The organism is Rhizobium sp. 007, from assembly GCF_015353075.1.
GTDB lineage: Bacteria > Pseudomonadota > Alphaproteobacteria > Rhizobiales > Rhizobiaceae > Rhizobium.
Map to the genome: position 1 here is coordinate 4,107,346 of NZ_CP064187.1, position 26,252 is coordinate 4,133,597.

The 26,252-nt window shown below is 60.3% G+C and carries 23 protein-coding genes and 1 pseudogene; 4 read left to right on the forward strand and 20 right to left on the reverse strand.

Translation table 11 applies throughout. The features are described 5' to 3' along the window. Positions 1-138: 138 nt before the first annotated feature. A complete protein-coding gene (locus ISN39_RS19995) occupies positions 139-2,424 on the reverse strand; it encodes a transglycosylase domain-containing protein (RefSeq protein WP_194728623.1) in 2,286 nt (761 codons plus the stop codon). A gap of 234 nt (positions 2,425-2,658) precedes the next feature. Between ISN39_RS19995 and ISN39_RS20000 the strand changes: the two genes are divergently transcribed. After that, complete coding sequence (locus tag ISN39_RS20000) at positions 2,659-2,841, forward strand: hypothetical protein (protein WP_194728624.1); 183 nt, start codon at positions 2,659-2,661, stop codon at positions 2,839-2,841. A gap of 490 nt (positions 2,842-3,331) precedes the next feature. Here ISN39_RS20000 and ISN39_RS20005 read toward each other — a convergent pair. The 4 genes and pseudogenes from ISN39_RS20005 to ISN39_RS20020 form a co-directional block, all read right to left on the reverse strand. Next, a pseudogene (locus ISN39_RS20005) lies at positions 3,332-4,048 on the reverse strand (SH3 domain-containing protein); the annotation flags it as partial. Positions 4,049-4,527: 479 nt separating this feature from the next. Then, positions 4,528-5,916 carry a M20/M25/M40 family metallo-hydrolase gene (locus tag ISN39_RS20010; protein ID WP_194728625.1) on the reverse strand — a complete coding sequence of 463 codons (1,389 nt, stop codon included), beginning with the start codon at positions 5,914-5,916 and terminating at the stop codon, positions 4,528-4,530. Positions 5,917-6,007: 91 nt separating this feature from the next. Next, positions 6,008-6,424 carry a MarR family transcriptional regulator gene (locus ISN39_RS20015; protein WP_074066233.1) on the reverse strand — a complete coding sequence of 139 codons (417 nt, stop codon included), beginning with the start codon at positions 6,422-6,424 and terminating at the stop codon, positions 6,008-6,010. A 415-nt stretch (positions 6,425-6,839) separates the two neighbouring features. Further along, positions 6,840-7,253 carry a hypothetical protein gene (locus tag ISN39_RS20020; protein ID WP_194728626.1) on the reverse strand — a complete coding sequence of 138 codons (414 nt, stop codon included), beginning with the start codon at positions 7,251-7,253 and terminating at the stop codon, positions 6,840-6,842. Between ISN39_RS20020 and polA the strand changes: the two genes are divergently transcribed. Both polA and ISN39_RS20030 read left to right on the forward strand, forming a co-directional pair. Continuing rightward, positions 7,236-10,226 carry a DNA polymerase I gene (gene polA, locus ISN39_RS20025; protein ID WP_194728627.1) on the forward strand — a complete coding sequence of 997 codons (2,991 nt, stop codon included), beginning with the start codon at positions 7,236-7,238 and terminating at the stop codon, positions 10,224-10,226. The two genes, ISN39_RS20020 and polA, sit on opposite strands and share 18 nt — an antisense overlap. Before the next feature lie 165 nt (positions 10,227-10,391). Beyond that, the gene (locus ISN39_RS20030; protein WP_194728628.1) at positions 10,392-12,671 is read left to right on the forward strand and encodes a DNA translocase FtsK; all 2,280 of its coding nucleotides are present in this window, start codon (positions 10,392-10,394) and stop codon (positions 12,669-12,671) included. A 6-nt stretch (positions 12,672-12,677) separates the two neighbouring features. Here ISN39_RS20030 and phnN read toward each other — a convergent pair whose 3' ends face one another. The 10 genes from phnN to phnG all read right to left on the reverse strand — a co-directional run bounded on the left by phnN (position 12,678) and on the right by phnG (position 20,464). Next, on the reverse strand, positions 12,678-13,277 hold the full coding sequence (gene phnN / locus ISN39_RS20035) for a phosphonate metabolism protein/1,5-bisphosphokinase (PRPP-forming) PhnN (RefSeq protein ID WP_074066237.1): 600 nt from the start codon (positions 13,275-13,277) through the stop codon (positions 12,678-12,680). Next, positions 13,274-14,413 (reverse strand): alpha-D-ribose 1-methylphosphonate 5-triphosphate diphosphatase, encoded by a 1,140-nt coding sequence (locus tag ISN39_RS20040; protein WP_194728629.1) that lies wholly within the window; start codon positions 14,411-14,413, stop codon positions 13,274-13,276. The genes phnN and ISN39_RS20040 overlap by 4 nt, the downstream gene beginning before the upstream one ends. 11 nt (positions 14,414-14,424) lie before the next feature. Further along, complete coding sequence (locus tag ISN39_RS20045) at positions 14,425-15,120, reverse strand: DUF1045 domain-containing protein (protein WP_194728630.1); 696 nt, start codon at positions 15,118-15,120, stop codon at positions 14,425-14,427. 164 nt (positions 15,121-15,284) lie between these two features. Beyond that, a complete protein-coding gene (locus tag ISN39_RS20050; RefSeq protein WP_194728631.1) occupies positions 15,285-15,902 on the reverse strand; it encodes a DapH/DapD/GlmU-related protein in 618 nt (205 codons plus the stop codon). Next, positions 15,899-16,609, reverse strand: a complete 711-nt coding sequence (phnL, locus tag ISN39_RS20055; RefSeq protein ID WP_194728632.1) for a phosphonate C-P lyase system protein PhnL — start codon at positions 16,607-16,609, stop codon at positions 15,899-15,901. Before phnL ends, ISN39_RS20050 begins: the two co-directional genes overlap by 4 nt. A 12-nt stretch (positions 16,610-16,621) precedes the next feature. Then, positions 16,622-17,398, reverse strand: a complete 777-nt coding sequence (gene phnK / locus ISN39_RS20060) for a phosphonate C-P lyase system protein PhnK (RefSeq protein WP_194728633.1) — start codon at positions 17,396-17,398, stop codon at positions 16,622-16,624. Further along, positions 17,395-18,273: an alpha-D-ribose 1-methylphosphonate 5-phosphate C-P-lyase PhnJ gene (locus ISN39_RS20065; RefSeq protein ID WP_074066241.1), complete on the reverse strand. Its 879-nt coding sequence runs from the start codon at positions 18,271-18,273 to the stop codon at positions 17,395-17,397. The genes phnK and ISN39_RS20065 overlap by 4 nt, the downstream gene beginning before the upstream one ends. Continuing rightward, positions 18,270-19,376: a carbon-phosphorus lyase complex subunit PhnI gene (locus ISN39_RS20070; RefSeq protein ID WP_194728634.1), complete on the reverse strand. Its 1,107-nt coding sequence runs from the start codon at positions 19,374-19,376 to the stop codon at positions 18,270-18,272. Before ISN39_RS20070 ends, ISN39_RS20065 begins: the two co-directional genes overlap by 4 nt. 3 nt (positions 19,377-19,379) lie before the next feature. Then, on the reverse strand, positions 19,380-19,988 hold the full coding sequence (gene phnH / locus ISN39_RS20075) for a phosphonate C-P lyase system protein PhnH (protein ID WP_194728635.1): 609 nt from the start codon (positions 19,986-19,988) through the stop codon (positions 19,380-19,382). Next, positions 19,988-20,464 (reverse strand): phosphonate C-P lyase system protein PhnG, encoded by a 477-nt coding sequence (gene phnG / locus ISN39_RS20080; RefSeq protein ID WP_194728636.1) that lies wholly within the window; start codon positions 20,462-20,464, stop codon positions 19,988-19,990. The genes phnH and phnG overlap by 1 nt, the downstream gene beginning before the upstream one ends. 115 nt (positions 20,465-20,579) lie before the next feature. Here phnG and phnF point away from each other — a divergent pair, with 115 nt between their 5' ends. Beyond that, complete coding sequence (phnF, locus tag ISN39_RS20085) at positions 20,580-21,317, forward strand: phosphonate metabolism transcriptional regulator PhnF (RefSeq protein WP_194728637.1); 738 nt, start codon at positions 20,580-20,582, stop codon at positions 21,315-21,317. A 50-nt stretch (positions 21,318-21,367) separates the two neighbouring features. Here the strand turns inward: phnF and ISN39_RS20090 are convergent, their stop codons facing one another. The 5 genes from ISN39_RS20090 to ISN39_RS20110 all read right to left on the reverse strand — a co-directional run bounded on the left by ISN39_RS20090 (position 21,368) and on the right by ISN39_RS20110 (position 26,172). Next, entirely contained in the window at positions 21,368-22,003 is a 636-nt protein-coding gene (locus ISN39_RS20090; RefSeq protein ID WP_194728638.1) for a 2,3-bisphosphoglycerate-dependent phosphoglycerate mutase, read from the reverse strand. Positions 22,004-22,025: 22 nt separating this feature from the next. Continuing rightward, on the reverse strand, positions 22,026-22,850 hold the full coding sequence (gene dapB / locus ISN39_RS20095; RefSeq protein ID WP_074066247.1) for a 4-hydroxy-tetrahydrodipicolinate reductase: 825 nt from the start codon (positions 22,848-22,850) through the stop codon (positions 22,026-22,028). An 18-nt stretch (positions 22,851-22,868) separates the two neighbouring features. Further along, positions 22,869-24,656, reverse strand: coding sequence for an ABC transporter ATP-binding protein (locus ISN39_RS20100; protein ID WP_194728639.1), 1,788 nt, complete (start codon positions 24,654-24,656; stop codon positions 22,869-22,871). A gap of 95 nt (positions 24,657-24,751) precedes the next feature. Continuing rightward, the gene (locus ISN39_RS20105; RefSeq protein ID WP_194728640.1) at positions 24,752-25,777 is read right to left on the reverse strand and encodes a glucokinase; all 1,026 of its coding nucleotides are present in this window, start codon (positions 25,775-25,777) and stop codon (positions 24,752-24,754) included. Positions 25,778-25,791: 14 nt separating this feature from the next. Beyond that, entirely contained in the window at positions 25,792-26,172 is a 381-nt protein-coding gene (locus ISN39_RS20110; RefSeq protein ID WP_022713281.1) for a methylglyoxal synthase, read from the reverse strand. Between the last annotated feature and the right edge of the window lie 80 nt (positions 26,173-26,252).

Here is a 26,252-nt window from a genome sequence, read left to right on the forward strand (position 1 = left end):
CAAGGCGAGAATGAGCCCGAAATCCAGCAAAACGAACGTGTTGCATTCACTTTCTACAGTGAGCGAAAAAAGTCCGCCGTCCTTCGCATCTCCGTGGACTTACCAAAGCCGGCTTGCACCGAGCATGAGCGGCTTCGCTCATTGGCCCATGATCAGGTCAAGCAGCGTGGTGCGGCGCGGCTGGACGGAAGAGGTGGCCGCAGGGCTGCCGACATCTCCCGGTGGAATCGGTCCTCCCGGGACGGCCACGGCCTGTTGCTGCTGACCGGGTGCCGGTGGAAACGATGTTTGCGCCTCCGTGCTGCTCCCACCTCCGAAAACGCCGGAAATGATGCCGCCGATCGTTGTCGGCTGCTCCTGCATCGGCTGCGGTTCAGCCTGCGCCATCGGCTGATTGCCGAACCCATTCGGGTCCGCAATGAACTGGCCGTTGCCGAAAAGCGGAGCTGGAGAAAGACCCTTGTGCGCGGCAATCATGAATTCCTGCCATGCCTTCGCAGGCAGGCCGCCGCCCGTAACCTTCTTCATCGGCGTGCCGTCGTCATTGCCGAACCAGACACCGGTCGTCAGATTGCTGGTGAAACCGACGAAGAGCGCATCGCGCGAATTCTGGGTCGTGCCTGTCTTGCCGGCCGCCTGCCAGCCAGGAATCTTGGCGCTTTTGCCCGTGCCGGTCTCGATCGTGCCCATCATCATGGCATTCATGTTGGCGGCGACCGTTTCAGAAACAACGCGCGGCGGGTTGTCATATGTGTTCTCATAGAGAACCTTGCCCTCGGCGGTCGTCACCCGGCGGATCACATGCGGGGTTGCCTTATAGCCGCCGTTCATGAAGGCGGCGTAGGAAGCGGTGAGCTCCGTGAGCGACACTTCAGACGTGCCAAGCGCGATCGAGGCATTCGGCTGCAGCTCGGTCTCGATGCCGAGTCGGTGCGCAAGCTTGATCACCTGCTCCGGCCCGTCATACATGACGAGCTGGGCGGCGACGGTATTCAACGACTTCGCAAGCGCGGTCGCGAGTGTCACCTCGCCATTGTATTTCTTTTCATAATTTTCAGGCGTCCAGTTGCCGATGCGAATCGGTGCGTCGTTGAAGACGGAATAGGGCGTCAGACCCTTTTCGAGTGCGGCGGCATAAACGAAAGGTTTGAAAGAGGAGCCCGGCTGGCGCTTCGCCTTGACCGCGCGGTTGAACTGGCTTTCGGCATAATCCCTGCCGCCGACAAGCGCTCGGATCGCGCCAGTCCCGTCGATCGAGACGAGGGCGGCCTGGGACGCATCGAGCTTTGCGCCGTCCTTGCCGAGAATGTCGTTGAGCGACTGCTCAGCCTTTTTTTCCAGCCCCTTGTCGATCGTCGTATCGACGATGAGGTCCTCTTTCACCTCGCCGACCAGCCCGGGTAGCTCGTCCATAACCATGTCGGCCACATATTGACCAGCGCCCGACCAGTAACTCTTCGCCTTGGACGGCGTCTGCGTCATCGCCGTCTTCACCTCGTTGTCGGTGATATAGCCCTGGTCGCGCATGGCCTGCAGTACGACCTGGGCACGGGCGTTTGCGGCGTCTGGGTCGCGGGCCGGAGAGAGACGTGACGGCGCCTTGACGAGACCGGCGAGCAAAGCCGCTTCCCCGAGGTTCACGTCACGCGCGGACTTGTTGAAATAGCGGCGGGCGGCGGCCTCGACGCCGTAGGCATTCGAGCCGTAGAAGACGCGGTTCAGATACATCGCCAGGATCTGATCCTTCGTATATTTCTGCTCGAGCCAGAAAGAGAGCAGCACTTCCTGCACCTTGCGCTCCAGAGTGCGATCCGGCGAAAGGAAGAGGTTCTTGGCGAGCTGCTGCGTCAAGGTGGAGCCACCCTGAATCGGCTGGCCCGTCAGGTTGTTGACGACGGCGCGGGCAAGCCCCATTGGGTCGACGCCGAAATGCGAGTAGAAGCGCTTGTCTTCTATCGCGATGATCGCTTCAGGGATGTAGGGCGACATCTGATCGAGCGATAGCGCCTCGCCGCCGGTGGCGCCACGATTGGCAATCACGCTGCCATCGACAGATGTGATCTTGACGTTCGGCGGCCGTTCAGGGATCGCCCAGGTGCTGGCGCTCGGCATGCGCGAGCCGTAGTAGAAAACCAGCCCAGCTGCGCCGATGCCGGCCCAAATACCAAGAACGATGCACCAATAGACCACGCGGCGGATGAAGCTGAAGAGACCGCCATCCTGGCGTTCCGGCGGCTCGCGTCTGCTGCGCCTTTTCCTGTCGGGTGCGCGGGTTCTTGTTGCGTCCGAGGAAGAACGTTTGGTTCCGCGTCGGCCCGCGATACGATCGTCGTCATCCAGCGAGAAATCGTCGTCCTCTTCAAAGCGGCTACGGCCGCTGAAGGACGGTTCGATTCTATCGCGTGATCTGCCCCTACCTGCCATCGTGGACCGGCCGCACCCCATATGTCGCAAGCGCTCTTTGCGCAATCATCCGGGTGGACTTTAAATACGGCGATTTAAGGGGTGGTTAAGACTGCAGGCAAGCGGTCCCGACGGCGCTTCAGCCCTGCCGTTTGCGCATGGCTGCCATTCGTTGCGGCTGTCACGAAACTGACATATATCGCGCAACCTTACGCCGAAGAAAAAAGCAATAAGCGTAGTAGCTAGGCATTTAATATGAGCATTGACCTTAAGAGAATAGACGAGACCTGGCTTCGCGAGATCTGGAGCATCCATGAGTTTGCCCGGCAGCATCGGCTGAGCAAGATGGAGGAAAGCCGCCTGAAAATGCTGCATGGTCCGTTTGCAGAGATGCGTGAACTCGTGGCAGGCTCTGATCGCAAAGCTTCCGTTTGGTAATTTGGAACCTTTAGCTGTCCCGCTAGTTTCCTTATATAGCGGGACAGCCCTCAAGTCCCGTTATGGATCGGTCGTCTCCCCTCAACACGGCCGATCGAAATCAGGCCCGGCGCCTCCGTCTTGGAGCGTCGGGCTTTTTCTATGCAGCCTATCGCAAAAGAAAGGGCGGCATCTCTGCCGCCCCTGGGCCACGTTAGTTCCGGCAACCCGGTTCGCCCGGTTGGCAGGCACCTCGCTGCGGCCTGCGGCGATCATTGTCACCACCGCCGCGGTTACGATTGTCGTCGCCACGGACGCGATTATTGCCATCATCGCCTCCACGTTCGAAGTTCCGGCGGTCATTGTCACCACCTCGGCGGTTACGATTGTCGTCGCCGCGGACGCGATTATTGCCATCATCGTCTCCACGTTCGAAGTTCCGGCGGTCATTGTCACCACCTCGGCGGTTACGATTATCGTCGCCACGGACGCGATTGCCATCATCGCCTCGACGTTCGAAGTTCCGGCGGTCGTTGTCACGATCGCTGCGGTTACGATTGTCGTCGCCGCGGCGGATGACGCGATTGCCATCATCGTCTCGACGTTCGAAGTTCCGGCGATCGCGATCGCGATCGCTGCGGTTACGATTGTCGTCGCCGCGGCGGATGACGCGATTGCCATCATCGTCTCGACGTTCGAAGTTCCGGCGATCGCGATCGCGATCGCGATCGCCGCGGCGCAGATCACGGTCAAAGTCCGGCAGGCGATCCCGACGATCGTCAAAGTCCCGGCGTCTTTCACGGCGATCCGAGTCGCGATCGAAGTCCGGTCCGCGGCGCCAGCGATCGCGGTCGCGATAGAAGTCACGGTCGCGGTAGTTACGATCCCAATAGCTGCCGAAGCTGAAGGCAACGACGGGAATACCGAGCGGGCGATAATATTGAGGCCCGACATAAACGCGGCGCTGTTGATAAAGTGCCTGGACATATCCGCCGTGCACCCAGCCACGGCCGCCGTAGAACTCCACGTCGCACCATGGCACGTCGGCAAGACAGCCGTAGATTTCGATGGATTCGCCGGCCGGAATTACGGTGACCGCCGGATATGCAGTGCTTGGGCCGGCCCGCATATTGACGTTCGTCGTCGCGAAGCCTTCTGCCGCCTGAGCGATCGCCGGAGCAAACAAGAGCATACCGGTCGCGGCAATTTTCAAGAGGGTGCGTTTCACGTTTTCAACTCCCTGGGAGGCAGCGTCAAGCCACATCCGGTATTTGTTTTTAACTCCGGCTTTTGCCGGTTCCGGGCATAGCCGGAGGCTCGCCGACTTTTGTTAGCCGGCAATCATTCGACTAGTCTTCCAATGGTTTATAGCGCGTGTTGCATGAATGCAGCTTGAACGGAAGAATCGGGGCTCTGGGCCTTGGAAGTGGCGGAGCGATTTCCGATATGACGCTCAACAGATCGCAGCCAAGTGGATGCTGTGCGCGCCTTAAGCGTTTGCCGTTTTCCATATCATTCCGACTGCTGGGGCGCTTTAACGGCGTGTTAACCTTTCGGGATCAATCTTGGCTGCAAAGTCCGCCTTTTCCTTGACCACGGATGTACTGGCATTGAAGCGAAGCGGATGATGAAGGCCGGTTTATCCGGCCTTTGTTTTTTGTCTGAATGCGTGCCCCGCGTAAATCATCGCGAGGGACGCTTTTTTGTTCAAGCTGCCAATGCGTCGAGGATGCGCACCCAGGAGCGGATGCCCTTGTGGTAGGAGGCGAGTTCGTATTTCTCATTGGGCGAATGGATCCGGTCATCTGCGAGGCCGAAGCCGACGAGCAGCGATTCCATGCCGAGCATTTTCTGGAAATCGCCGACGATCGGGATCGAGCCGCCCATGCCGATAACGACGGCGGGCTTGGGCCATTCGTCGGAAAGCGCGTTCTTCGCTTTCGTGATCACCGGAGAATCATAGGCAAGGTGAATTGCCGGCGAAGCGCCATGGGGATGGAACTCGACCGAGCAATCGGCCGGAATCTTCGAGCGGACATAGTTTCGGAACGTCTCTCGAATCTTTGCCGGATCCTGTTTGCCGACGAGGCGGAAGGAAACCTTGGCCGACGCCTTGGCGGCAATCACTGTCTTGAAGCCCTCGCCAGTATAGCCGCCCCATATGCCGTTGACTTCAGCCGTCGGGCGCGCCCAGGTGAGTTCCAGAACGGAACGGCCTTTTTCACCAGACGGCACCGAAAGGCCGACTTGGCCCAGTAAGTCCTCAGCGGTCTGGCCGAGCTTTTCCCATGAGGCCTTGATGTTTGCAGGCGTTTCCTCGACGCCTTCATAGAACTTCTCGAGTGTTATGCGGCCGGTTTCGTCGTGGAGACCGGCAAGCGCTGTTGTCAGGACATGGATTGGATTGGCTGCCGCGCCGCCGAAAAGCCCGGAATGCAGATCGCGGTCGGCCGCCGTAACGACGACTTCTTCACCGACAAGGCCGCGAAGGGCAGCAGCAATCGCCGGGGTCTCGCGGTCCCACATGCCGGTATCGCAGACAAGCGCATAGTCGGCCTTCAGTTCTGCCGCATTTGCCTCCAGAAAGGGCTTGAGCGACGGCGAGCCGGATTCCTCTTCGCCCTCGAAAAGGATAGTGATGCGGCAAGGAAGCGCGTCGTTGACCTCTTTATAGGCCCGGCAAGCTTCGACGAAGGTCATGAGCTGGCCCTTGTCGTCGGCGGTGCCGCGGCCCGTCAGGATCTTGCGGCCATTGTTCATGTCCTTGACGGCTGGTTCGAAGGGATCGTTTTCCCAAAGCTCGATGGGATCGACCGGTTGAACGTCGTAGTGGCCGTAAAACAGCACATGCGGCGCATCCGCGCTGGCGCCGGCATGATGCGCAACGACCATCGGGTGACCGGGAGTATCGCGAACGGAAGCTTCGAAACCCAGTGTCTTCAAATAGGCGACCAGCCATTCGGCAGCCGTGCGGCACTCGACTTTGTACGCCGGGTCAGTCGAGATCGATTTGATGCACAGCAACTCGAACAATCTGTCCAGGCTTGAACCGAGGTTCTGATCGGCGCGCGAAAGCACCGGGGTTACGTCTGTCATTTCCGACTCCTTTCGAGATTCGGCCGGACGATAGACCAAAGGCGGGGACGTTTCGAGGAAGAAAAATCGAAACAAGGGAGGGCGTAGACGGTCAGATTTTCTTCGCGTTTTCGAGGAGGCGGCGGATATATTCCAGCATCAGTTCGCGTTCGAAGGTCTTGAAGCCTTGGAAAAGCGCCAGATCGGCTTCACGTGCGATCTTGACCGCTTCATCTTCGATGGCCCGCGCATTGGGCGTCAGGAAGATCAGTTGCGCTCGTTTGTCTGAAGGATGGGGACGGCGCTCGATGAGGCCATCGCGCGCCATCCGCGCAAGCGTATTGGCCATCGTCGCCTGTTCGATATCGACGCGTTCGAGCAATTGCTTCTGCGTGAGGCCGTCTTCCGCCCAAAGTTCGAGAAGGATCGGGAATTGCCCGGGAGAAAAACCAAGCCGCGCCGCGCGCTGCTGCAGCGAGCGGGCAAAACCCTTGGCCAACTGGCTGGCAAGGTATGCTCCCGAATCCATCCTGTTAAATCCCATGATTGCAGTTAGGCTCAAAAACTGACGCGAAACAATGCAACAAATCGCATGCGATGGATTAAAACTTGTCCTTTAGCTTCATAAATGTGCATCTTCGCCAAAAAACAAAGCCGCCATGGCCTGGAGGTTGGCCATGGCGGCTTGAAAATGGGGACAAAGGCCCGGAGAGGGGGATAAGGCCTTTGTCCAAGCCTGATGCGGCGGGGGACAAGCCGGTAATCAGACCCTCGGCGCGATCAAACGCCGGTACACCTGATTTGTGACCGCGAATGTGGTTTTTCAAGGGAAGCCGGCCGAGCCGACAATTACAAATTGGTAACAGTTCGGTGAAGCACTAATTCCCGCGCCCTCCGGCGATCATTCCAGAAAAACGCAAGGTTCCATCCGGCAATCAATATGGTCATGCCTCCAAAGGGCGCAGATCAGCGCAATGATGCCAAGGTGCCTCGTAAGGGCCGACCGATATCAAAAAGGCGGAAAGAAGGAGGGCGTTCAGCAGCTGGAATTCTGCTTGGCTACCGAAGCTTCGTATGCGATCCAGATGCTGCGGAAAAAAAGGTTCGCAGACCTTGATCGCCAGCAGGAACACCGGCGCGAAGAGCACTTTGCGAAAGACAGCCGTAGGGCCGTCGTGTGTAGGAGCCGGCAATGACGTTGCCATGGTACGGCATAGGCGGCCGCGCACCTGCGCTTTTCCAGAGGCAGCTCTTTCCGAAGGCGAGGGGTCAGCAATAAATAGTACCGCAAACTGCATGTGCAATGGACGTTTCCATTCCGCCACGCTATCCATGCAGCCATGAAAAAAGGCGATCATCTTTTCCTTATTGACGGTTCGGGTTTCATCTTCCGGGCGTTTCACGCCCTGCCGCCGCTGACGCGCAAGTCCGACGGCTTGCCGGTCGGCGCAGTCTCTGGCTTCTGCAATATGCTCTGGAAGCTGCTGACCGATGCGCGTGACACCTCCGTCGGCGTCACGCCGACGCATCTTGCAGTTATCTTCGACTACTCGGCAAAGACCTTCCGCAAGGATTTGTATGATGCTTACAAGGCCAATCGCTCGGCACCGCCGGATGAGCTGATACCGCAATTCGGGCTGATCCGCGAGGCGACGCGCGCCTTCAACCTGCCCTGCATCGAGACTGAAGGGTTCGAGGCCGACGATATCATCGCCACCTATGCCCGGCAGGCGGAAGGGACCGGCGCCGATGTGACGATCGTCTCCTCCGACAAGGATCTGATGCAGCTTGTGACGCCGAACGTCCACATGTACGACAGCATGAAGGACAAGCAGATCGGCATCCCGGACGTCATCGAGAAATGGGGCGTACCGCCTGAAAAGATGATCGACCTGCAGGCTATGACCGGCGATTCGGTCGATAATGTCCCGGGTATTCCCGGTATCGGCCCGAAGACCGCCGCGCAGCTTCTTGCAGAATACGGCGATCTCGACACGCTGCTGGACCGTGCGCATGAGATCAAGCAGGAAAAGCGCCGCCAGGCGATTCTCGAGAATGCCGACAAGGCAAGGCTCTCGCGCGAATTGGTTCGGCTGCGATCTGATGTGCCGCTGGTGCTTGGTCTGGACGACCTCGTTCTCGAAGTGCAGAACGGCCCGAAGTTGATCGGCTTCCTGAAGGCGCTGCAATTCACGACGCTGACGCGCCGTGTGGCGGAGGCCTGCAATTGCGATGCCAGTGCCATCGAGGCGGCCGACGTAAAAGTCGAGTGGGGTACTGCTGCGCACGGCCCCGATCTCGATGCCGCTGAACCGGAGCCGGTTGCGGGCGGCATCCCGGATGTCGAGGGCGCTGCCGTTCCGATTCCCGTCAAGGCCAAGCCCGCCGGCAAAGGCTTTACGCCCGCCGAACTTGCCAAGGCGCGCGCCGAAGCCTTTGCAGTGCTGCCATTTGATCATTCTACCTACGTGACGATCCGCGATCTCGCGACGCTCGACAAATGGATTGGCGATGCGCGGGCAACCGGCCTGGTCGCCTTCGATACCCAAACCAATTCTCTTGATGCAATGCAGGCGGAGCTGGTTGGGTTCTCGATGGCGATTGCCGACAACGACAAGAACCCGGCGGGCGTCAAGACCCGCGCCGCCTATCTCCCGATCGGCCATAAGAACGGCGTCGGCGATCTCCTTGGCGGCGGGCTTGCGGACAATCAGATACCGATGCGGGATGTGCTGCCGCGGCTGAAGGCGCTGCTCGAAGACGAGTCCGTCCTCAAGGTCGCGCAGAACCTGAAATATGACTATCTGCTGATGAAGCGATATGGCGTCGAGACAATGAGCTTCGACGATACGATGCTGATGTCCTACGTGCTCGACGCCGGCACCGGCGCGCACGGGATGGACTCGCTCTCAGAGAAATTTCTCGGCCATAAGCCCATTGCCTACAAGGATATCGCAGGAAGCGGCAGGGCGAATGTCACGTTCGACCTTGTCGATATCGACCGTGCTACGCATTACGCTGCCGAAGACGCCGATGTGACATTGCGGCTCTGGATGGTGCTGAAGCCACGACTTGCCGCAGCAAAACTGACGGCTGTCTACGAGCGTCTGGAGCGCCCGCTGCTGCCGGTACTGGCGCGCATGGAAGAACGCGGCATCACGGTCGACCGTCAGATCCTGTCCCGCCTCTCCGGTGAACTGGCGCAAGGCGCTGCGCGCCTGGAGGACGAAATCTATGCGTTGGCCGGTGAGAAGTTCACGATAGGCTCGCCGAAGCAGCTTGGCGACATCCTCTTCGGCAAGCTGGGGCTTGCCGGGGGCAGCAAGACGAAGACCGGGCAGTGGTCGACCTCGGCAAGCGTGCTGGAAGATCTTGCCGCCGCGGGTTTCGAGCTGCCGCGCAAGATCGTCGATTGGCGCCAGCTGACCAAGCTGAAATCCACCTATACAGATGCGCTGCCGGGTTACGTGCATCCGCAGACGAAGCGCGTCCACACTTCCTATTCGCTGGCTTCGACGACGACAGGGCGGCTTTCGTCGTCCGAGCCGAACCTGCAGAACATTCCGGTGCGAACGCTGGAAGGCCGGAAAATCCGCACCGCTTTCATCTCCACGCCCGGGCATAAGCTGATCTCGGCCGATTACAGCCAGATCGAACTGCGCGTGCTCGCGCATGTCGCGGAAATTCCGCAGCTGACCCAGGCTTTTGCCGAAGGCATCGATATTCACGCGATGACGGCCTCCGAAATGTTCGGCGTTCCTGTCGATGGCATGCCGGCCGAAGTGCGCCGCCGCGCCAAGGCGATCAACTTCGGCATCATCTACGGGATTTCCGCCTTTGGCCTTGCCAACCAGCTCTCGATCGAGCGCTCGGAAGCGGGTGACTACATCAAGAAATACTTCGAGCGTTTCCCCGGCATTCGCGACTATATGGACAGCCGCAAACAGATGGCGCGCGACAAAGGCTATGTCGAAACGATCTTCGGGCGGCGAATCAACTATCCGGAAATCCGCTCCTCCAATCCTTCGGTGCGCGCCTTCAACGAGCGGGCTGCGATCAACGCACCGATCCAGGGCTCGGCAGCCGATGTCATCCGCCGGGCAATGATCAAGATCGAACCGGCACTCGCCGAAGCCGGCCTTGCGGATCGGGTGCGCATGCTGTTGCAGGTGCACGATGAACTGATCTTCGAAGTCGAAGATGCCGACGTCGAAAAGGCGATGCCGATCATTGTATCCGTCATGGAAAACGCCGCCATGCCGGCGCTTGAAATGCGCGTGCCGTTGAAGGTCGATGCGCGCGCCGCGACCAATTGGGACCAAGCGCACTGAGCGCTTCGTCCTTCCGGCCCCAAAGATTTTTCTTGATGACTTAACTCGTTGGCAAATCTAGGTTTTTTGTTCCAGAGGTGTGCCGTTTAGATGCGGCTGGAAGGAACTTGTTAACCTTCATTTTCTAATCCGGTTGGGTCAGAAATTGAGTGAGTAGCGGGTCGCATGCGTTTTCCCAGAACGAATTTGACGGATGCCGGTGATTTTTCCTCGGAAATAGACGTACAGCATGCGGGTGATGACATAAATGTCGCTCCCGCAGCGCCGGTTTGGCAAAGCAATTTCTCGCTTGCACCGAACGTGCGTTTTACCCGCACGCCGGAAAACCTGATCAGTAAACGCCGCGCGCCGGCCGAATCGGAACAGTCGTCTCGCGAGGAGACCGTCAGCGAAGGGCCGGCTGTTGATGTCGAGCCAAGCGCCCCGATGATGATTGACGTGCCGTTCGACATCTATCTGCCGGAAGCCGCTCCATCCGTGTCCGAGATCGATCATCCCAAACATGTCGCCGAAATTCAGGTCGAGCCGGAACTTCGCGCTTCGTCCGAGCTGACCGACATTTCCGATTTCGCCTTCTGGGAAGTCATGGCCTTCGAGGAAGCGACTGCGGCCCCGATTACCCTCCCGGTTGCTTTCCTGCCGAAGGTTGAGGTCACGCCGGAATCGATCATCCAACATTTCCGCGTGATGGAATGGCGCCCGGGAGGGAGACCGCAGAAGCCCGACGCACCAGCCACGGCCACGGCCGCTCCAGCGCCTGTAAGGTCTATATCGAACGTGGCTCCGGCAGCTCGACCGGCCGCCCCACCGGTGACCGCGAAAACGCAGCCGATCGCGCCGATGCCGGTTCGCGTGCAGGCCGCTGCACCCCTGGCGCCCGCACCCCGGGCTGTAACGCAGAAGACAATCCCGGCGAATATCGATCCATCCGGCTACGAGTTTCCGCCGCGCTCGCTGCTGCAGGAACCACCGGAGCGTCTTGGGGAGATCATGCCGCAGGAAACGCTCGAGCAGAATGCCGGGCTGCTGGAAAGCGTGCTGGAGGACTTCGGCATCAAGGGCGAGATCATTCATGTCCGCCCGGGTCCGGTCGTAACGCTTTACGAATTCGAACCTGCACCCGGAGTGAAGTCGTCGCGCGTCATCGGCCTTGCCGACGATATAGCCCGCTCCATGTCGGCGCTGTCGGCCCGTGTCGCCGTGGTGCCCGGCCGCAATGTCATCGGCATCGAATTGCCGAACGCGATGCGCGAGACGGTCTATTTCCGCGAGATGATCGAGAGCCAGGATTTCGAGAAGAGCGGCTACAAGCTGGCGCTCGGCCTCGGCAAGACGATCGGCGGCGAGCCGGTGATCGCCGAGCTTGCGAAGATGCCGCACCTGCTGGTAGCCGGCACCACCGGCTCCGGTAAATCCGTCGCCATCAACACGATGATCCTCTCGCTGCTCTATCGCATGACACCGGAACAGTGCCGTCTCATCATGGTCGATCCGAAGATGCTGGAACTGTCCGTCTATGACGGCATCCCGCACCTATTGACGCCCGTCGTCACCGATCCGAAGAAGGCCGTGATGGCGCTGAAATGGGCGGTGCGCGAAATGGAGGAGCGCTACCGCAAAATGTCGCGCCTCGGTGTGCGCAACATCGACGGCTACAACGGCCGTGTCGCGCAGGCCCGCGAAAGGGGCGAGACGGTCCACATCATGGTCCAGACCGGTTTCGACAAGGGCACAGGTGCGCCGATCGAAGAGCAGCAGGAAATGGACCTGACGCCGATGCCCTATATCGTCGTCATCGTCGACGAAATGGCCGACCTCATGATGGTCGCCGGCAAGGAGATCGAGGGCGCGATCCAGCGACTGGCCCAGATGGCGCGCGCCGCCGGCATCCATCTCATCATGGCGACACAGCGTCCGTCGGTCGATGTCATCACCGGCACCATCAAGGCGAATTTCCCGACTCGAATCTCCTTCCAGGTCACATCGAAGATCGACAGCCGCACGATCCTTGGCGAGCAAGGCGCCGAGCAGCTGCTCGGCCAGGGCGACATGCTGCACATGCAGGGTGGCGGCAGGATTTCCCGTGTCCACGGCCCGTTCGTCTCCGACCTCGAAGTCGAAAAGGTCGTCGCGCATCTGAAGACGCAGGGCCGTCCGGAATATCTGGAGACGGTCACGGCTGACGAAGAGGAGGATGCCGAGCCGGAAGAGGGCGCCGTCTTTGACAAGAGCGCGATCGCGTCCGAGGATGGCAACGAGCTTTACGATCAGGCGGTCAAGGTCGTGCTGCGCGACAAGAAGTGCTCGACCTCCTACATCCAGCGCCGCCTCGGCATCGGCTACAACCGCGCGGCATCGCTTGTGGAGCGCATGGAAAAGGAAGGCCTCGTCGGTCCCGCGAATCATGTCGGCAAACGTGAGATCGTGTCGGGGCGCGAAGAATGAAGCCGGCTAACTAATTTTCGTGAGGAAGCCGTTGAGCGTCTCGATGATCTTGCGCCCGGCTTCTTCCAGCGAGCTGCTGTTGTCCAGTTCGGTGACGTCGTAGTCGCCCCGTACGGTCAGCGGGCCGCGGGCGAGGCGGGCCATAATGTCTTCGTGCGTCTCGCGGCCGCGGGCTTCGAGGCGGCCTGCCAGCACTTCCGGGCGGGCGGTCACGTTGATGACCTTGAGGCGGGGAAAAACGGCCTGGAAGAGGTGGAGTGCCGAGCGGGAGCCGTTGGCGATTACCAGGTGTCCCTTGGCGAGCGCGACGGAAACCTCTGCTGGAATGCCGTATTTCAGGCCATGCGCCTCCCACCATACGGCGAAGTTGCCGGATTGCTCCATAGAGACGAAGCCTCCGTCGGAAACGGACAGATGATCTTCGCCGCCGGCATCGCGGTCCCGTGTGATGACGCGGCGGACGAAATGCACGTCGGGACGGCCGGCAAAATGCTTTGCCGCCAAGTTTATCAGCGTGTCCTTGCCGGCGCCGCTCGGGCCGACGACGACGACCATGATGCCTCGCTCTGTGCCGGGTACCAAGTGTGGCTCGTGCGAGGGGATCATGCGACCCGGCGCCCTTCGCGCCAGACGGAACGGGTCACCGGCACGCCCTCGTCGCGGAAGACGCGGACAAGATCGGCACGAAGGCCGATCTCGATTCGGCCGCGATCATTGAGGCTGACGGTGCGCGCGGGCGTGGCGGTCACCATCGCGATGGCCTTGGACAACGAAATGGTCTCCACCTCGTCGGCAAGAATGAAGGGTGCGTAAAGCAAGCTGAGCGGCACGTAATCGGAAGAGAGCACGTCGAGGACGCCGAGCTCTGCAAGATCGCGAGCGGCAATGTTGCCTGAGTGAGACTTGCCGCGCACGACATTGGGAGCGCCCATCAGCACGCTCATTCCGTGCGCGTGCGATGCCTTGGCGGCGTCGAAGCTCGTTGGAAACTCCGCAAGGCGCACGCCGTTTTCAATCGCCTCGTCGACATGGGCAAGTGTCGCATCGTCGTGGCTCGCAACGGTGATACCACGCTCCTTGCAGACCGTGGCGATCGCGGTGCGGTGCGGCGTCGAATTGCGAGCGGATTCGCCGAGGCGCTTTTCGATGAAGCGCGCGAACGCCTCGTCCGAAAGGCCGCGCTTCTTCTGATAGTAGAAGACGTACTGGTCCATCGTCTGGAACTGACGCTGGCCCGGCGCGTGGTCCATGAGCGAAACGAGGCGGACATAGGGATCGTCCTCGAAGTCTGCGAAATGCGCCAGGACGTTGTCGGCCGAGACTTCGCATCGCAGGTGGATCAGGTGTTCCGCGCGAAGCCGGCCTTCCTGCTCGGCCTTCTGGATGGCGTCAGCCATCTCGCGCATTTCGCCATGTTCAAAGCCACCGTCCTCGTCCGCGCCCATGCGCAGGCAGTCGAAAACGGTGGTGATGCCGGAGGTGACGATCTGGGCGTCATGGGCCTGGATGGCCGCCGTCTTGTTCCAGCGCAGGCCCGGGCGAGGCGAATAGTGGCCTTCCAGGTGGTCGGTATGGAGTTCGACGAGGCCGGGGATCAGGTAATCGCCTTCGAAATCCTCTCCGTTTGCCGAATTGCCTTCGGAGATATCGGCAATCCTGCCGTCGCGGATCAAAAGCGAGCCACTCACGATCTCGTCTTCAAGAACGATGCGGGCGTTGGAAAGGACTGTCTCTGTGGTCATCTGCGGATCTCTTAGAGTTTGGCGCCAGCAAGCGGCAGCCAGGAATGAATCTTGAACGGCCCGCCGCGCTCTTCTTCGGTGAAGACCGCGAGGCCGGAAATGGAAAGCGGCCGGCCGATGAAGGAGGCAAAACGCTTCTCCAGGATCGATTTCATCAGTGCTGAGCGCTCTTCCGGCATCTGGCCGGTCAGCGTCATGTGGAAACCGAAATCCTCCATTACATAGGGATAACCCCAGCGCATGAGGTTGGCACGCTGGCTTTCCGTCAATTTTTCAGGCTTTCGCCTTGCAATATCGGCCTCGCAAAGCGCTGCGCGAAACGGCTCGAAGGACTTTACCACGCTTGCCGCGAAATCCTGAAGCGGCGCATGCAAAAAACCCGGAACGAGCGCAAAGAAGCGGCCGATCTGCCCGAGGACAAGTTCGGGGATTTCGAATGCCGGTGTTCGGCCGGTGAAATCCTCGACGACAGCCATCAAGTCTCTCTCGTTGACCGAAGAGGCAAGCGCAAAAGGCGCCTTTATAGTCGCATGAAAGCCGTAACGGCGCGGATCGGCGGTCAGCTCGAACTGCTCTGCGGCCGTCATCCCATCTTCCTCTGGAGCCGGATAAGTTTCGCCCGCAAATGCGTCGCGCCCAAGCCAGACGGAGGCAGCGCCAGTCAGGGGATCGTTCTTTGGCGGCGTGAAATAAAGGGCGTAGCGCAAAAGTTCTTGTCCTGAAAAAATGGTCGAGCGGAGCCGCAATGTCAGCGATTTAGCGACGGACTGCAAGCAAGCTCCCCGGCTAAAAGATTTCCGTGACAGAACGATGATCAAGCGGCGACATAGAACTTTCAGCAGGCCTTGCCTGCGCCCTTCTGAACAGAGCTTTAGCCATCATGCCGGCAAAGGAAGTCTTCGGCCGACAGCGCCCGGAAATCCTCGAGCGCTGCGCGCAACCTTGAATGCTCCCAGTCCCACCAGGCAAGTTTGTCCATCCGCTCACCGATTTCCTTGGGGAAGCGTTCACGGATAAGCTTTGCGGGAACGCCGCCGACGATCGTGTAGGGTGCGACATCGTTCGAGACGACGGCGCCGGCGCCAACCACCGAACCATTGCCGACGGTGACGCCGGGCAGGATGGTGGCCCCGTGGCCGATCCAGACGTCATGGCCGATGACGACGCGGTTGGAACGTCGCCATTCGAAGAATTCCGTCTCCATATTCGCATCCGGCCAGTAGTCCGCGGCGCGATAGGTGAAGTGATGCAACGTCGCACGCCATGTCGGATGGTTGGTCGCGTTGATGCGAACTGCGGCGGCAATATTTACGAACTTGCCGATCGTCGCGCACCAGATGGAGCCGTCCTGCATGATGTAAGAATAATCGCCGAATTCGACTTCGCTAATCCGGCAGCGTTCGGATATTTCCGTATAACGGCCAAGTGTGGCATCGCTGACGGAGGCGGTCTCATGAATATAGGGCGTGTCGCCCAGCTTCCGGCTCATGCTGCAACCGCCTTTCGCGGCGAAAACTGCTGGACGTCGAGGATGCGATCGGCGACCGCCCCTCGCACCTCCTCGTCATGGAATATGCCGAGAAGGGCAACACCCGCCTTTTTTTTCTCCGCGATCATGCCGACGACCACGGCGCGATTTGTTGCATCGAGAGAAGCGGTAGGCTCATCGAGCAGCAGCACCGTATGCTCTGTGATAAAACCACGAGCGATGTTGATGCGCTGCTGCTCGCCACCCGAGAAAGTCGCAGGCGGCAGTTGCCATAACGCTTCGGGAAGATTGAGCTTTTCGAGCAGTGCTGCCGCTTTTTCGCGAGCGCCGGCTGCGGCCACTCCGCGGGCAACCAGTGGTTCGGCAACGACATCGATCGCGGCAACGCGCGGCACGGTGCGCAGGAACTGGCTGACATAGCCGAGCGTATGACGGCGGACATCGATAACGGTGCGTGGGTCCGCAGCGCCAAGATCGACAACCCGGCCCTTGTGGCTGATCAGGATCTGGCCGGTGTCGACGGCGTAGTTGCCGTAGATCATCTTGAGCAGGGAACTCTTGCCGATGCCCGAAGGGCCGCCAAGGACGACGCATTCGCCGGCAGCAACGGAGAAGGCGACATCGGAGATGACCGGCAGCTTGATGCCATCGCGCAAATGCATGGTGAAGCTCTTCGAGACTTCGGAAATGACGAGGGGCGTTGCCATGATTGTTGCCTTTCAGACCTGCAGGATCGATGAGACGAGCAATTGCGTGTAGGGCTCGCGCGGGTCATCGAGCACCCGATCGGTCAGACCGTGCTCAATGACATAGCCATCCTTCATCACCATCATGCGATGCGAGAGCAGACGCGCGACGGCGAGGTCGTGCGTGACGATGATGGCCGAAAGGCCGAGATCATTGACGAGACCTCGAACCAGATCGAGCAGGCGCGCCTGAACCGAGACGTCGAGGCCGCCGGTCGGTTCGTCCATGAAGACGAGCCGCGGGCTGGTGACGAGATTGCGGGCGATCTGCAGGCGCTGGCGCATGCCGCCCGAAAAAGCGCGGGGCTGATCATCGATGCGGCCGGCGTCGATTTCGACACGCTCCAGCCAGTCGATGGCAGTCGAGCGGATTTTGCCATAGTGCCGGTCGCCGATCGCCATCAGCCGTTCGCCGACATTGGCGCCGGCCGACACCGTCATGCGCAGGCCGTCGGCCGGATTCTGGTGCACGAAACCCCAATCGGTGCGCATCAGGAAGCGACGCTCTGCCTCGTTCATGCGGTAGAGATCGCGATAGCTTCCGTCGCGCATATGATATTCGACGCTTCCGGTCGTCGGCATCAGGCGCGTCGAGATACAATTGAGTAGCGTCGTTTTGCCGGAACCGGACTCGCCGACGACGGCCAGCACTTCGCCCGGCCAGAGCTCGAAAGAGGCATTCCGGCAGCCGATACGATTGCCATAGAATTTCGAAACGTCGTTGACTTTGAGAAGAGGGGTGTCGGTCACTCCGCAGCCTCCTTTGGCGCAAGCATCTCGCCTGCATGTCCCTGCTCGCGGCGGTCTTCGCAATGGTCGGTATCGGAGCAGACGAACATCCGGCCGCCCTTGTCGTCGAGGATCACTTCGTCGAGATAGACATCCTCCGCGCTGCAAAGCGCGCAGGGTTTGCCGAAGCGCTGGATCTCGAAAGGGTAGTCTTCGAAATCGAGGCTGACGACTTCAGTATGGGGCGGCACGGCATAGATCCGTTTCTCGCGGCCGGCGCCGAAGAGCTGCAGCGCGTCCGACAGATGCATCTTCGGATTGTCGAATTTCGGCGTCGGCGAAGGATCCATCACGTAGCGGCCGGCGACCTTCACGGGATAGGCATAGGTCTTGGAGATGCGGCCGTTATGGGCGATGTCCTCATAGAGCTTCACATGCATGAGGCCGTATTCTTCTAGCGCATGCATCTTTCGCGTTTCGGTTTCACGTGGCTCGAGGAAGCGGAGCGGTTCGGGGATCGGCACTTGGTAGACGAGCACTTGGTTGGCTCCGAGCGTTTCTTCCGGGATGCGGTGGCGCGTCTGGATGATCGTCGCATCCTTGGTGCGGGTGGTCACCGCGACGTTTGCGACCTTCTGGAAGAAGGCGCGGATGGAGACAGCGTTTGTGGTGTCGTCGGCGCCCTGGTCGATGACCTTGAGCACGTCGTCCGGCCCGATGATCGAAGCGGTCACCTGCACTCCACCGGTGCCCCAACCATAGGGCATGGGCATTTCGCGCGAAGCAAAAGGCACCTGATAACCGGGAATCGCAATCGCCTTCAGGATGGCGCGGCGGATCATCCGCTTGGTCTGCTCGTCGAGATAGGCGAAGTTGTAGCTGGCAAGATCGCTCATTCGGCCGCCTCCTTGATGGTGTCGCCGCCGGCTCGGCTTGCCTCGAAGTCGCGGCGCATGCGGCGGACAAGGTCCAGTTCGGCCTGGAAATCCACATAGTGCGGCAATTTCAGGTGCTCGACGAAGCCGGTCGCCTGGACATTGTCGGAGTGAGAAATGACGAATTCCTCGTCCTGTGCCGGCGCCGTGATGTCTTCCCCGAGCTCTTCGGCGCGTAGCGCGCGATCGACCAGCGACATCGACATCGCCTTCCGTTCGCTCTGGCCGAAGACGAGGCCGTAGCCGCGCGTGAACTGCGGCGGTGCCTTGGCCGAACCCTTGAACTGATTGACCATCTGGCATTCCGTCAATTGGATAACGCCGAGCGACACGGCAAAGCCGAGTTCGGGAACGTAAAACTCCACTTCGACCTCGCCAATGCGGATTTCCCCCGTGAAGGGATGATTGCGGCCGTAGCCCCGTTGCGTGGAGTAGCCGAGTGCCAGGAGGAAGCCCTCGTCGCCGCGGGCGAGCGCCTGCAGGCGAAGGTCGCGGCTCATCGGAAATTCCATCGGTTCACGAGTAAGGTCACCGATCTCGTGATCCTCCGGCATATCGCCGTCGGCCTCGATCAGCCCCTCCTGGCCAAGGATCTCCGACACGCGCATCATGCGGCCGGCTTCGGCAGGGCGTTGCGCCGGTTCTTCAACGGTCTCGTCGGAAAGCAGCGAAGGATCAAGCAGTCGGTGGGTGTAGTCGAAGGTCGGACCGAGAAGCTGGCCGCCAGGCAAATCCTTGTAGGTCGCCGAAACGCGGCGCTCGATCTTCATCGCCGCGGTGTCGAGCGGTTTCGAATAGCCGAAGCGTGGCAGCGTCGTGCGATAGGCGCGCAGCAGGAAAATTGCCTCGATCATGTCGCCGCGCGATTGACGGACGGCAAGTGCGGCGAGCGTGCGGTCGTAGAGCGAGGCTTCCGCCATGACACGGTCGACGGCAAGAGCCAGCTGTGCGACGATCTGGTCGATGCCAATCGCAGGCAGCGAGCGGTCGCCGCGACGGCGGTCGGCAAGTAGGCGATGGGCATTCTCGATGGCGGCCTCACCCCCTTTGACGGCAACATACATGGCTCACATCTCCGTTGCGATGATCTTGGTGGTGCGCGGCAAGCAGAGGAAACGGCTGCCTGCCGTCAGCATGAGGTCGATGCCACGCGGAAAGAGGGCGTGGTTTTCCGCCCAGAGCCGCAGGAACGCCTCCGGCAGGCCGACAGGCGCAATCTCGTTCACGCCTTGAATGCCGGGGCCCGTCAAGGCCAGCCGGCGGCCCCCTTCGAGTCCTGCAAGTTCGACGATCAGCGTCGTCGAGCGATCAGGATATTCCTGCGTGCCTAAGGCAAAGAGTCCAAACGAGGAAAGCGTCACGCCGTGCTCAATAAAGGCAAAGCGGGCTTCGGCCCTTTCCGGCACCACGGGCGCGCCGGTGTGAAAGCCGAGCCAATCGAGCATTGCGGATTTCGCGAGCCCGGAAGATAGCCAGACCGGTGTATCATGGTCGCACAGCGTCAGCGCAATTGCGCCTGCGGCTACGCCAAGTGGCGCAGGTGGCGCGACTTCGGGCGCGATGGTCTGGATCGTGCCGGGGCGCGCCATGCCATCCATCATGGTCTTGAAGACCCTTTGGGCGTGGAAGACCGGTTCGGCAAAACCACCCGTCAGGGCTTCTGTCTTGAGGCTCATCAGTCGTCTCCGCGCACCATGGTGAAGAAATCGACCCGTGTCGCCGCCGTCTCGTCCGCCTTGCGCTGATCGACCCCAGCGATCCGCGCCGCGATTGGCGAAAGCAGCCTCTCCTCGACGAAATCCTTCATCGCATCGTCCTGCCACAGTGCGTCGAAGATCGCGGCAAGCCTTACCTTTTCGCGGTCCGTGCCGAGCGCCTGTGCATGACCCACGGCGCCGGAACCAAGCCGTATTGTTGCGCGCGTAACCGTGACCTCGCCGAGATTGAAGGGGGCGCCGCCGCCGCCGATGCGGCCGCGCACCATCACGAGACCGGTTTCCGGCCCGCGCACCGGTTGAGCCGCTGGCTTTTCAGCGAGTCCGTCAAAGGCTTCAACGAGTTCGTGCCGTTCAGCCCGCGCGAGAAGATCGGCAACGCGCTTGCGGTCAATCTCGGGCTGGCTTGCAAGGTCCTTCTGTTTCGCTGATGTCATCGCCGTTCCCTAAATGTCTATTGATATAGACAACCATACAAGGTACTTGTAGCCTTAAGGTGAGGACGTGACAAGCGTGTGACATCACTCAAGTGAAAGTGCAGGGCGGGAACGAATGGCCGGACTGAACCAGGTACAGAGACAGACGGGCGTGGCGCTCTGGCGCCAGATCGCGGACCGTATTCGCGACGCAATCAGTGCCGGGGCGTATGACGAGACCGGCATGGTGCCGCCGGAAACTGTTCTGGCGCTGCGATTCGGCGTCAATCGCCATACGGTCAGAAGCGCGCTTGCCGCCCTTGCTCAGGAAGGTATCGTGCGCGCAGTGCAAGGCCGCGGCACCCTGATCGAGCGGAAGGAGCGGCTGAATTTCCCGATCACGCGGCGTACGCGCTTCACTGCCGGTATTGGCGCTCAGGCGCGCGAGATGCGCGGCCTGCTGCTCGACCATGCGGAAGAGAGGGCTGATGCTGACGTTGCGCGCTGGCTGAGGCTTAGGTCCGGGACGGCGGTGATCCGTCTCGAAACATTGCGTCTGGCCGACAAGCGGCCGGTATCTTGCGCAACGACATGGTTTCCGGCCGACCGGTTTGCCGGTATCGACGAAGTCTATCGCAAGACGGAATCGATCACCAAGGCCTTTGCCGAACTCGGCCTGCCGGATTACGTCCGCGCAACGACCGAGATTACCGCCGCTCACGCCGATTCACACGACATCGCCACGCTGGAATTGACGCCGGGCGCCATCCTGCTCATCGCCAAGGCAATGAATACCGATCTTGACGGCGTGCCGGTTCAGTACTCGATCAGCCGCTTTGCAGCCGACAGGGTGCAGTTCACGATAGAGAATTGAACTGAAAAAGCCGGGCAGCGAGCCCGGCTTTTGAATGAGATGTCGAAGGCTTAATGCGCCCCGGACATATCGCCGAGCACTTCCTTGGAAGCGACGGTGGAGTCGGCATTGAGCTTGTAGACCATGGGAACGCCGGTCGCGAGGTTGAGTGCCAGGATCTGTTCCTTGGTCAGGCGGTCCAGCACCATGACCAGCGAACGCAGCGAGTTGCCGTGGGCAGCGACGAGCACTTTTTCACCGCGCAGCACGCGTGGCAGAATCTCGGTGAGATAGTAAGGCCAGACGCGCGCGCCGGTGTCGCGCAGGCTTTCGCCGCCAGGAGGCGGGGCGTCGTAGGAACGCCGCCAGATATGAACCTGCTCCTCGCCCCATTTGGCGCGGGCATCGTCCTTGTTGAGGCCCGAGAGGTCACCGTAGTCGCGCTCGTTCAGCGCCTGGTCGCGGATCGTCTTGAGGTCCGGCTGGCCGATTTTGTCGAGAATGAGCGTCAGCGTGTGCTGCGCGCGCACGAGCGCCGACGTGAAGGCGATATCGTATTTTATGCCGTAGTCGGCAAGCGCCTGCCCTCCCGTATTGGCTTCTTCGATACCGAGTTCCGTGAGATCCGGATCCTTCCAGCCGGTGAAGAGATTTTTCAGGTTCCAGTCGCTCTGGCCGTGGCGAACGAGGACGAGGGTGCCGCTCATGAAATATGCCTCCGTAGTAAGATCAATGTGAGGAGAGCCCGAGCACGTCGAGCATGGAGTAAAAGCCGGGCTTCTTGTCGCGCGCCCAGAGCGCCGCCTTGATGGCGCCGCGCGCGAAGATCGAGCGGTCAGCGGCGCTGTGCGACATCGATACTATCTCGCCTTCTCCGGCGAAGAGAACGGAATGTTCGCCGATCACCGAACCGCCGCGTAGCGTCGCAAAACCGACCGTACCCGTCTCGCGCGCGCCGGTATGGCCGTCGCGGACGCGCACGGATTGCGACGACAGGTCGATATTCCGGCCTTTGGCGGCAGCTTCTCCCAGAAGCAGGGCGGTGCCCGACGGCGCATCGACCTTGCGCTTGTGGTGCATTTCGAGGATTTCGATATCCCAATCGGCAGCATCGAGCGCTCGTGCAGCCTGCTCCACGAAAACGCTGAGGAGGTTCACGCCAAGGCTCATATTGCCCGATTTCACGATACGCGCATGACGCGATGCTGCCGCGATCTTGGCATTATCCGCATCCGAACACCCGGTCGTGCCGATGACATGGACGATGCGCGCCTGAGCGGCGAGTGCAGCAAATTCGTTTGTCGTCGCGGGCGTTGTAAAATCCAGGACGCCGTCGGCATGAAGAAAGGCCGCGAGAGGGTCGTCCCCAATGGTGACGCCGTTTGGTCCAAGGCCTGCGATTTCGCCTGCATCCTTGCCGACGAATGGCGAGCCGGGCCGGGCCACGGCCGCATGCAGCGTGACACCCTCCATGGAATCGATAAGCCGGATCAGCGTTTGTCCCATGCGACCCGCTGCCCCAACCACCACCAGCTTCATCGCAGCATCGCTCATGTCAGCTCATAATCCGTGTCAAAAAGAATCCGAGGCGGCGGGCCGCTGAAGATTGTTGAGGCGAGCGTAAAGTCCGTCGTTGCGCTTCGCAAGCGTCTCGTGATTGCCTTCTTCGACGACACGGCCCTGCTGCATCACGACCATCTTGTCGGCACGTACGACCGTCGAAAGACGATGGGCGATGACGACGACGGTGCGGCCGGTCATCGCTTCATCGAGCGCCCTCTGCACGGCCGCTTCGGATTCCGTGTCGAGTGCCGATGTAGCCTCGTCGAGAAGCAGGATCGGCGCTTTCCGGACGAGCGCCCGGGCGATCGACAGTCGCTGGCGCTGGCCGCCTGACAGCGTCACGCCGTTTTCGCCGACAGGTGTGTCGTAGCCCTGCGGCTGCGCCAGGATGAATTCATGGGCGTAGGCAAGCCGGGCGGCCTCTTCCACCTCGGCGTCCGGCGCTTCCGGCCGCCCATAACGGATGTTTTCGCGGATCGTGCCTTCGAAGAGATACGGCTGCTGCGACACATAGGCGAGTTGCTGGCGAAGCGACTGTTTGGTGACGTGTGCAATATCCTGACCATCGATGAAAATCTGCCCGCTCTTCGGGTCGAAGAAGCGCGGAATGAGATTGATGACCGTTGATTTGCCGGCACCGGACGGGCCCACAAGCGCCGTCGTCTTGCCGCCCTCTGCAACAAAACTCACGTTGTTGAGGATCGGATCGGCACTGTAAGCAAAGGACACGTCACGGAATTCGATGCGGGCATCCGTCACATTCAACGGCTTGGCATCAGGAAGATCGCGCTGACGCGGCTCCATGTCGAGCAGTTCGTAGATCATGCGGGCATTGACGACGGCGCGCTCCAGCTGAACCTGCAGTCTTGCAAGACGGCGGGCCGGATCGTAGGCGAGCAGCAATGCAGTTACGAAGGAGAAGAATGCGCCCGGCGGCACGTTATGATAGATCGAACGGTAAGCGGCATAGGCAAGGATGCTGGCGACGGCGAAACCGGCGAAGGTCTCCGTCATCGGCGCATTGCGCTCCGAGAGGCGCGCGATCCGATTTGCGCGGTTTTCCGCAGCCCCGACAAGCTTGTTGAGCTTGCGTACCAGTTCGCCCTCCATTGTGAAGGCTTTGACGATCGCAATTCCCTGGATCGTTTCCTGCATTGCGCCCAAGACATGGCTGTTGAGATGAATCGCTTCCCTGGTCACCTGACGCAGACGCTTAGACAGATATCGCAAGCCGTAAAGGAGCGGCGGAGCCAAGATGAAGACTGCTAGACTTAGCAGCGGATCCTGAAAAACCATCACGCCGAGCAGCGCGATGAAAGTGAGCAGGTCTCGCGCAGTCGACGTGATGGTCAGATTCATGACATCGCGGATGCCGCCGACATTCTGGCTGACTTGCGCTGCGATGTGCGCCGAGCGGGCTTCGTTGTAGAAGCCGACGGACAGCGTCATCAGGTGGGCATAAAGGCGCCGCTGGTAGCGCGCCACGATGTTGTTTCCGATCCTAGACAGAGCCACCGCTTGGCCGTAGCTCGCAAAGCCACGCAGTACGAATGCGACGAAGATCGAAAGACAAATGATCCAGACCATATCCGCACGGCGATTGGCGAAGGCTTCGTCAATGATTACCTTCATGATCCAGGCGGTGAACGCAGTAGAAAGTGCGACAACAACGAGGCAGCTGATCGCGAAAGCATAGCCCCCAATATGATCACGGCCGTTTTCGGCGATGATGCGCTTCAAGACGCCGGTGATGGTATCGCTGCTGACGGTGCGCTTTTTGTTCGCGGACGATTCCAAAAATAAAGCTTCCTGTCTCGGACTACGTGCGCCACATGAGCCGCGCGCTTGGGGCGGCTCTATAAAGAGTTGGCGCGCCTTTGGCTAGAGCGGCGCTATCGGCGCCAGCGGCGGCCCTCGGTTGAGACGCCGAAGCTTGCGGGCTGGCGTGCATAGAAGGAAAGCCCGGCAAGAGCTGCAAGCGGGTGAGTCACCACATAAGTCGGAATCGCCCTCAGCCAGTGCGAGTGCGGCGCTTTGTCCTCGAACGCAGCGCGGAATTCCGACCGTCTCAATGCCGGCAGGATCTTCTGCGAGATGCCGCCTGAAAGATAGACGCCGCCTTTGGCCATGAAGATCATCGCCAGATCGCCCGCGAGACGGCCGAGGTAAGTTGAAAAAAGCGAGATGGTCTCCACGGCCGTCTTGTCAGTTCCAGCAAGTGCATGAGAGGTGATATCGGCCGGATCGTGGTACTTGGAATCAATGCCGTCCGCCTTGCATATCGCGCGGTAGAGATTGACGATGCCGCGTCCGCACAGGATCTGCTCGGCCGCGACGCGGCCCTCGATCGTCTCGATATATGGAAAGATTTCCAGGTCGCGTCTGCTGCGTGGTCCGAGATCGACATGGCCGCCTTCGCCCGGCACGGGAATCCATGAGCCTTGCGCGTGCACGAGCCCGCCAACGCCGAGGCCGGTTCCGGGACCGAGCACAACACGGGAAGCGACAAGTTCTCCGGATGCAGCGCCAATGCGCTCGCGATCGTTTTCACCGAGCGCGGAAATCGCCAGTGCCTGCGCCTCGAAGTCGTTGATGACAATCACGTCCTCGATGCCGAGACCTTCAAGCATCGTGTGAGGACGGACGATCCAGTCGCAATTGGTCAGCGGAATTTCATTGCCGTTGATCGGACCGGCAACGGCGAGAATAGCCGCACGCGGGCGCATGTCCGTCTTTGCAAAAACGCCCTTCAGGATCGCTTCATCGATGGTTCCGAAATCGGCTGTGCGAACGTTCGGGAAATTGACGGCCTCGGCCGAGGCGTCCGCAAGAATGGAGAAGCGCGCATTCGTTCCGCCGATATCGCCAATCAGAATCGGAAAAGGCAGGTGGGCATCGCTGGTGTTGAGCATGGACATAGCCGGTTCCGTGTCTAGGCGTGCAGAGTCGGGATGAGTTTTTCGGCGGTCGCTTCGTTCAGCGCCATTGGAATATCGTAAACGATCGCAAGCCGCATCAATGCCTTCACGTCAACATCATGCGGCATCGGCGTCAATGGATCGACAAAAAAGATAAGTGCGCCGACTTCACCGGTCGAAATCAATGCGCCGATCTGCTGATCGCCGCCGAGCGGTCCGCTCTTCAGCCGGGTGACATCGAGATCGGGCACCGCATCGAGGACGCGGCCGCCGGTTGTTCCGGTTGCCACGATCTTCCATTTGGAAAGCTGATCTTTGTTGCGGCGGGCAAATTCCGCCATCTCATTCTTCTTCTGGTCATGCGCAATCAATGCGAGGCATTTGCCGCCGGCCATGAAAAAGAACCTCCATCCCGTGAATTCAATCGATTTGGCCGCTTCTATACCAAGCCCACGATTTGAAAAACAAGCATTTC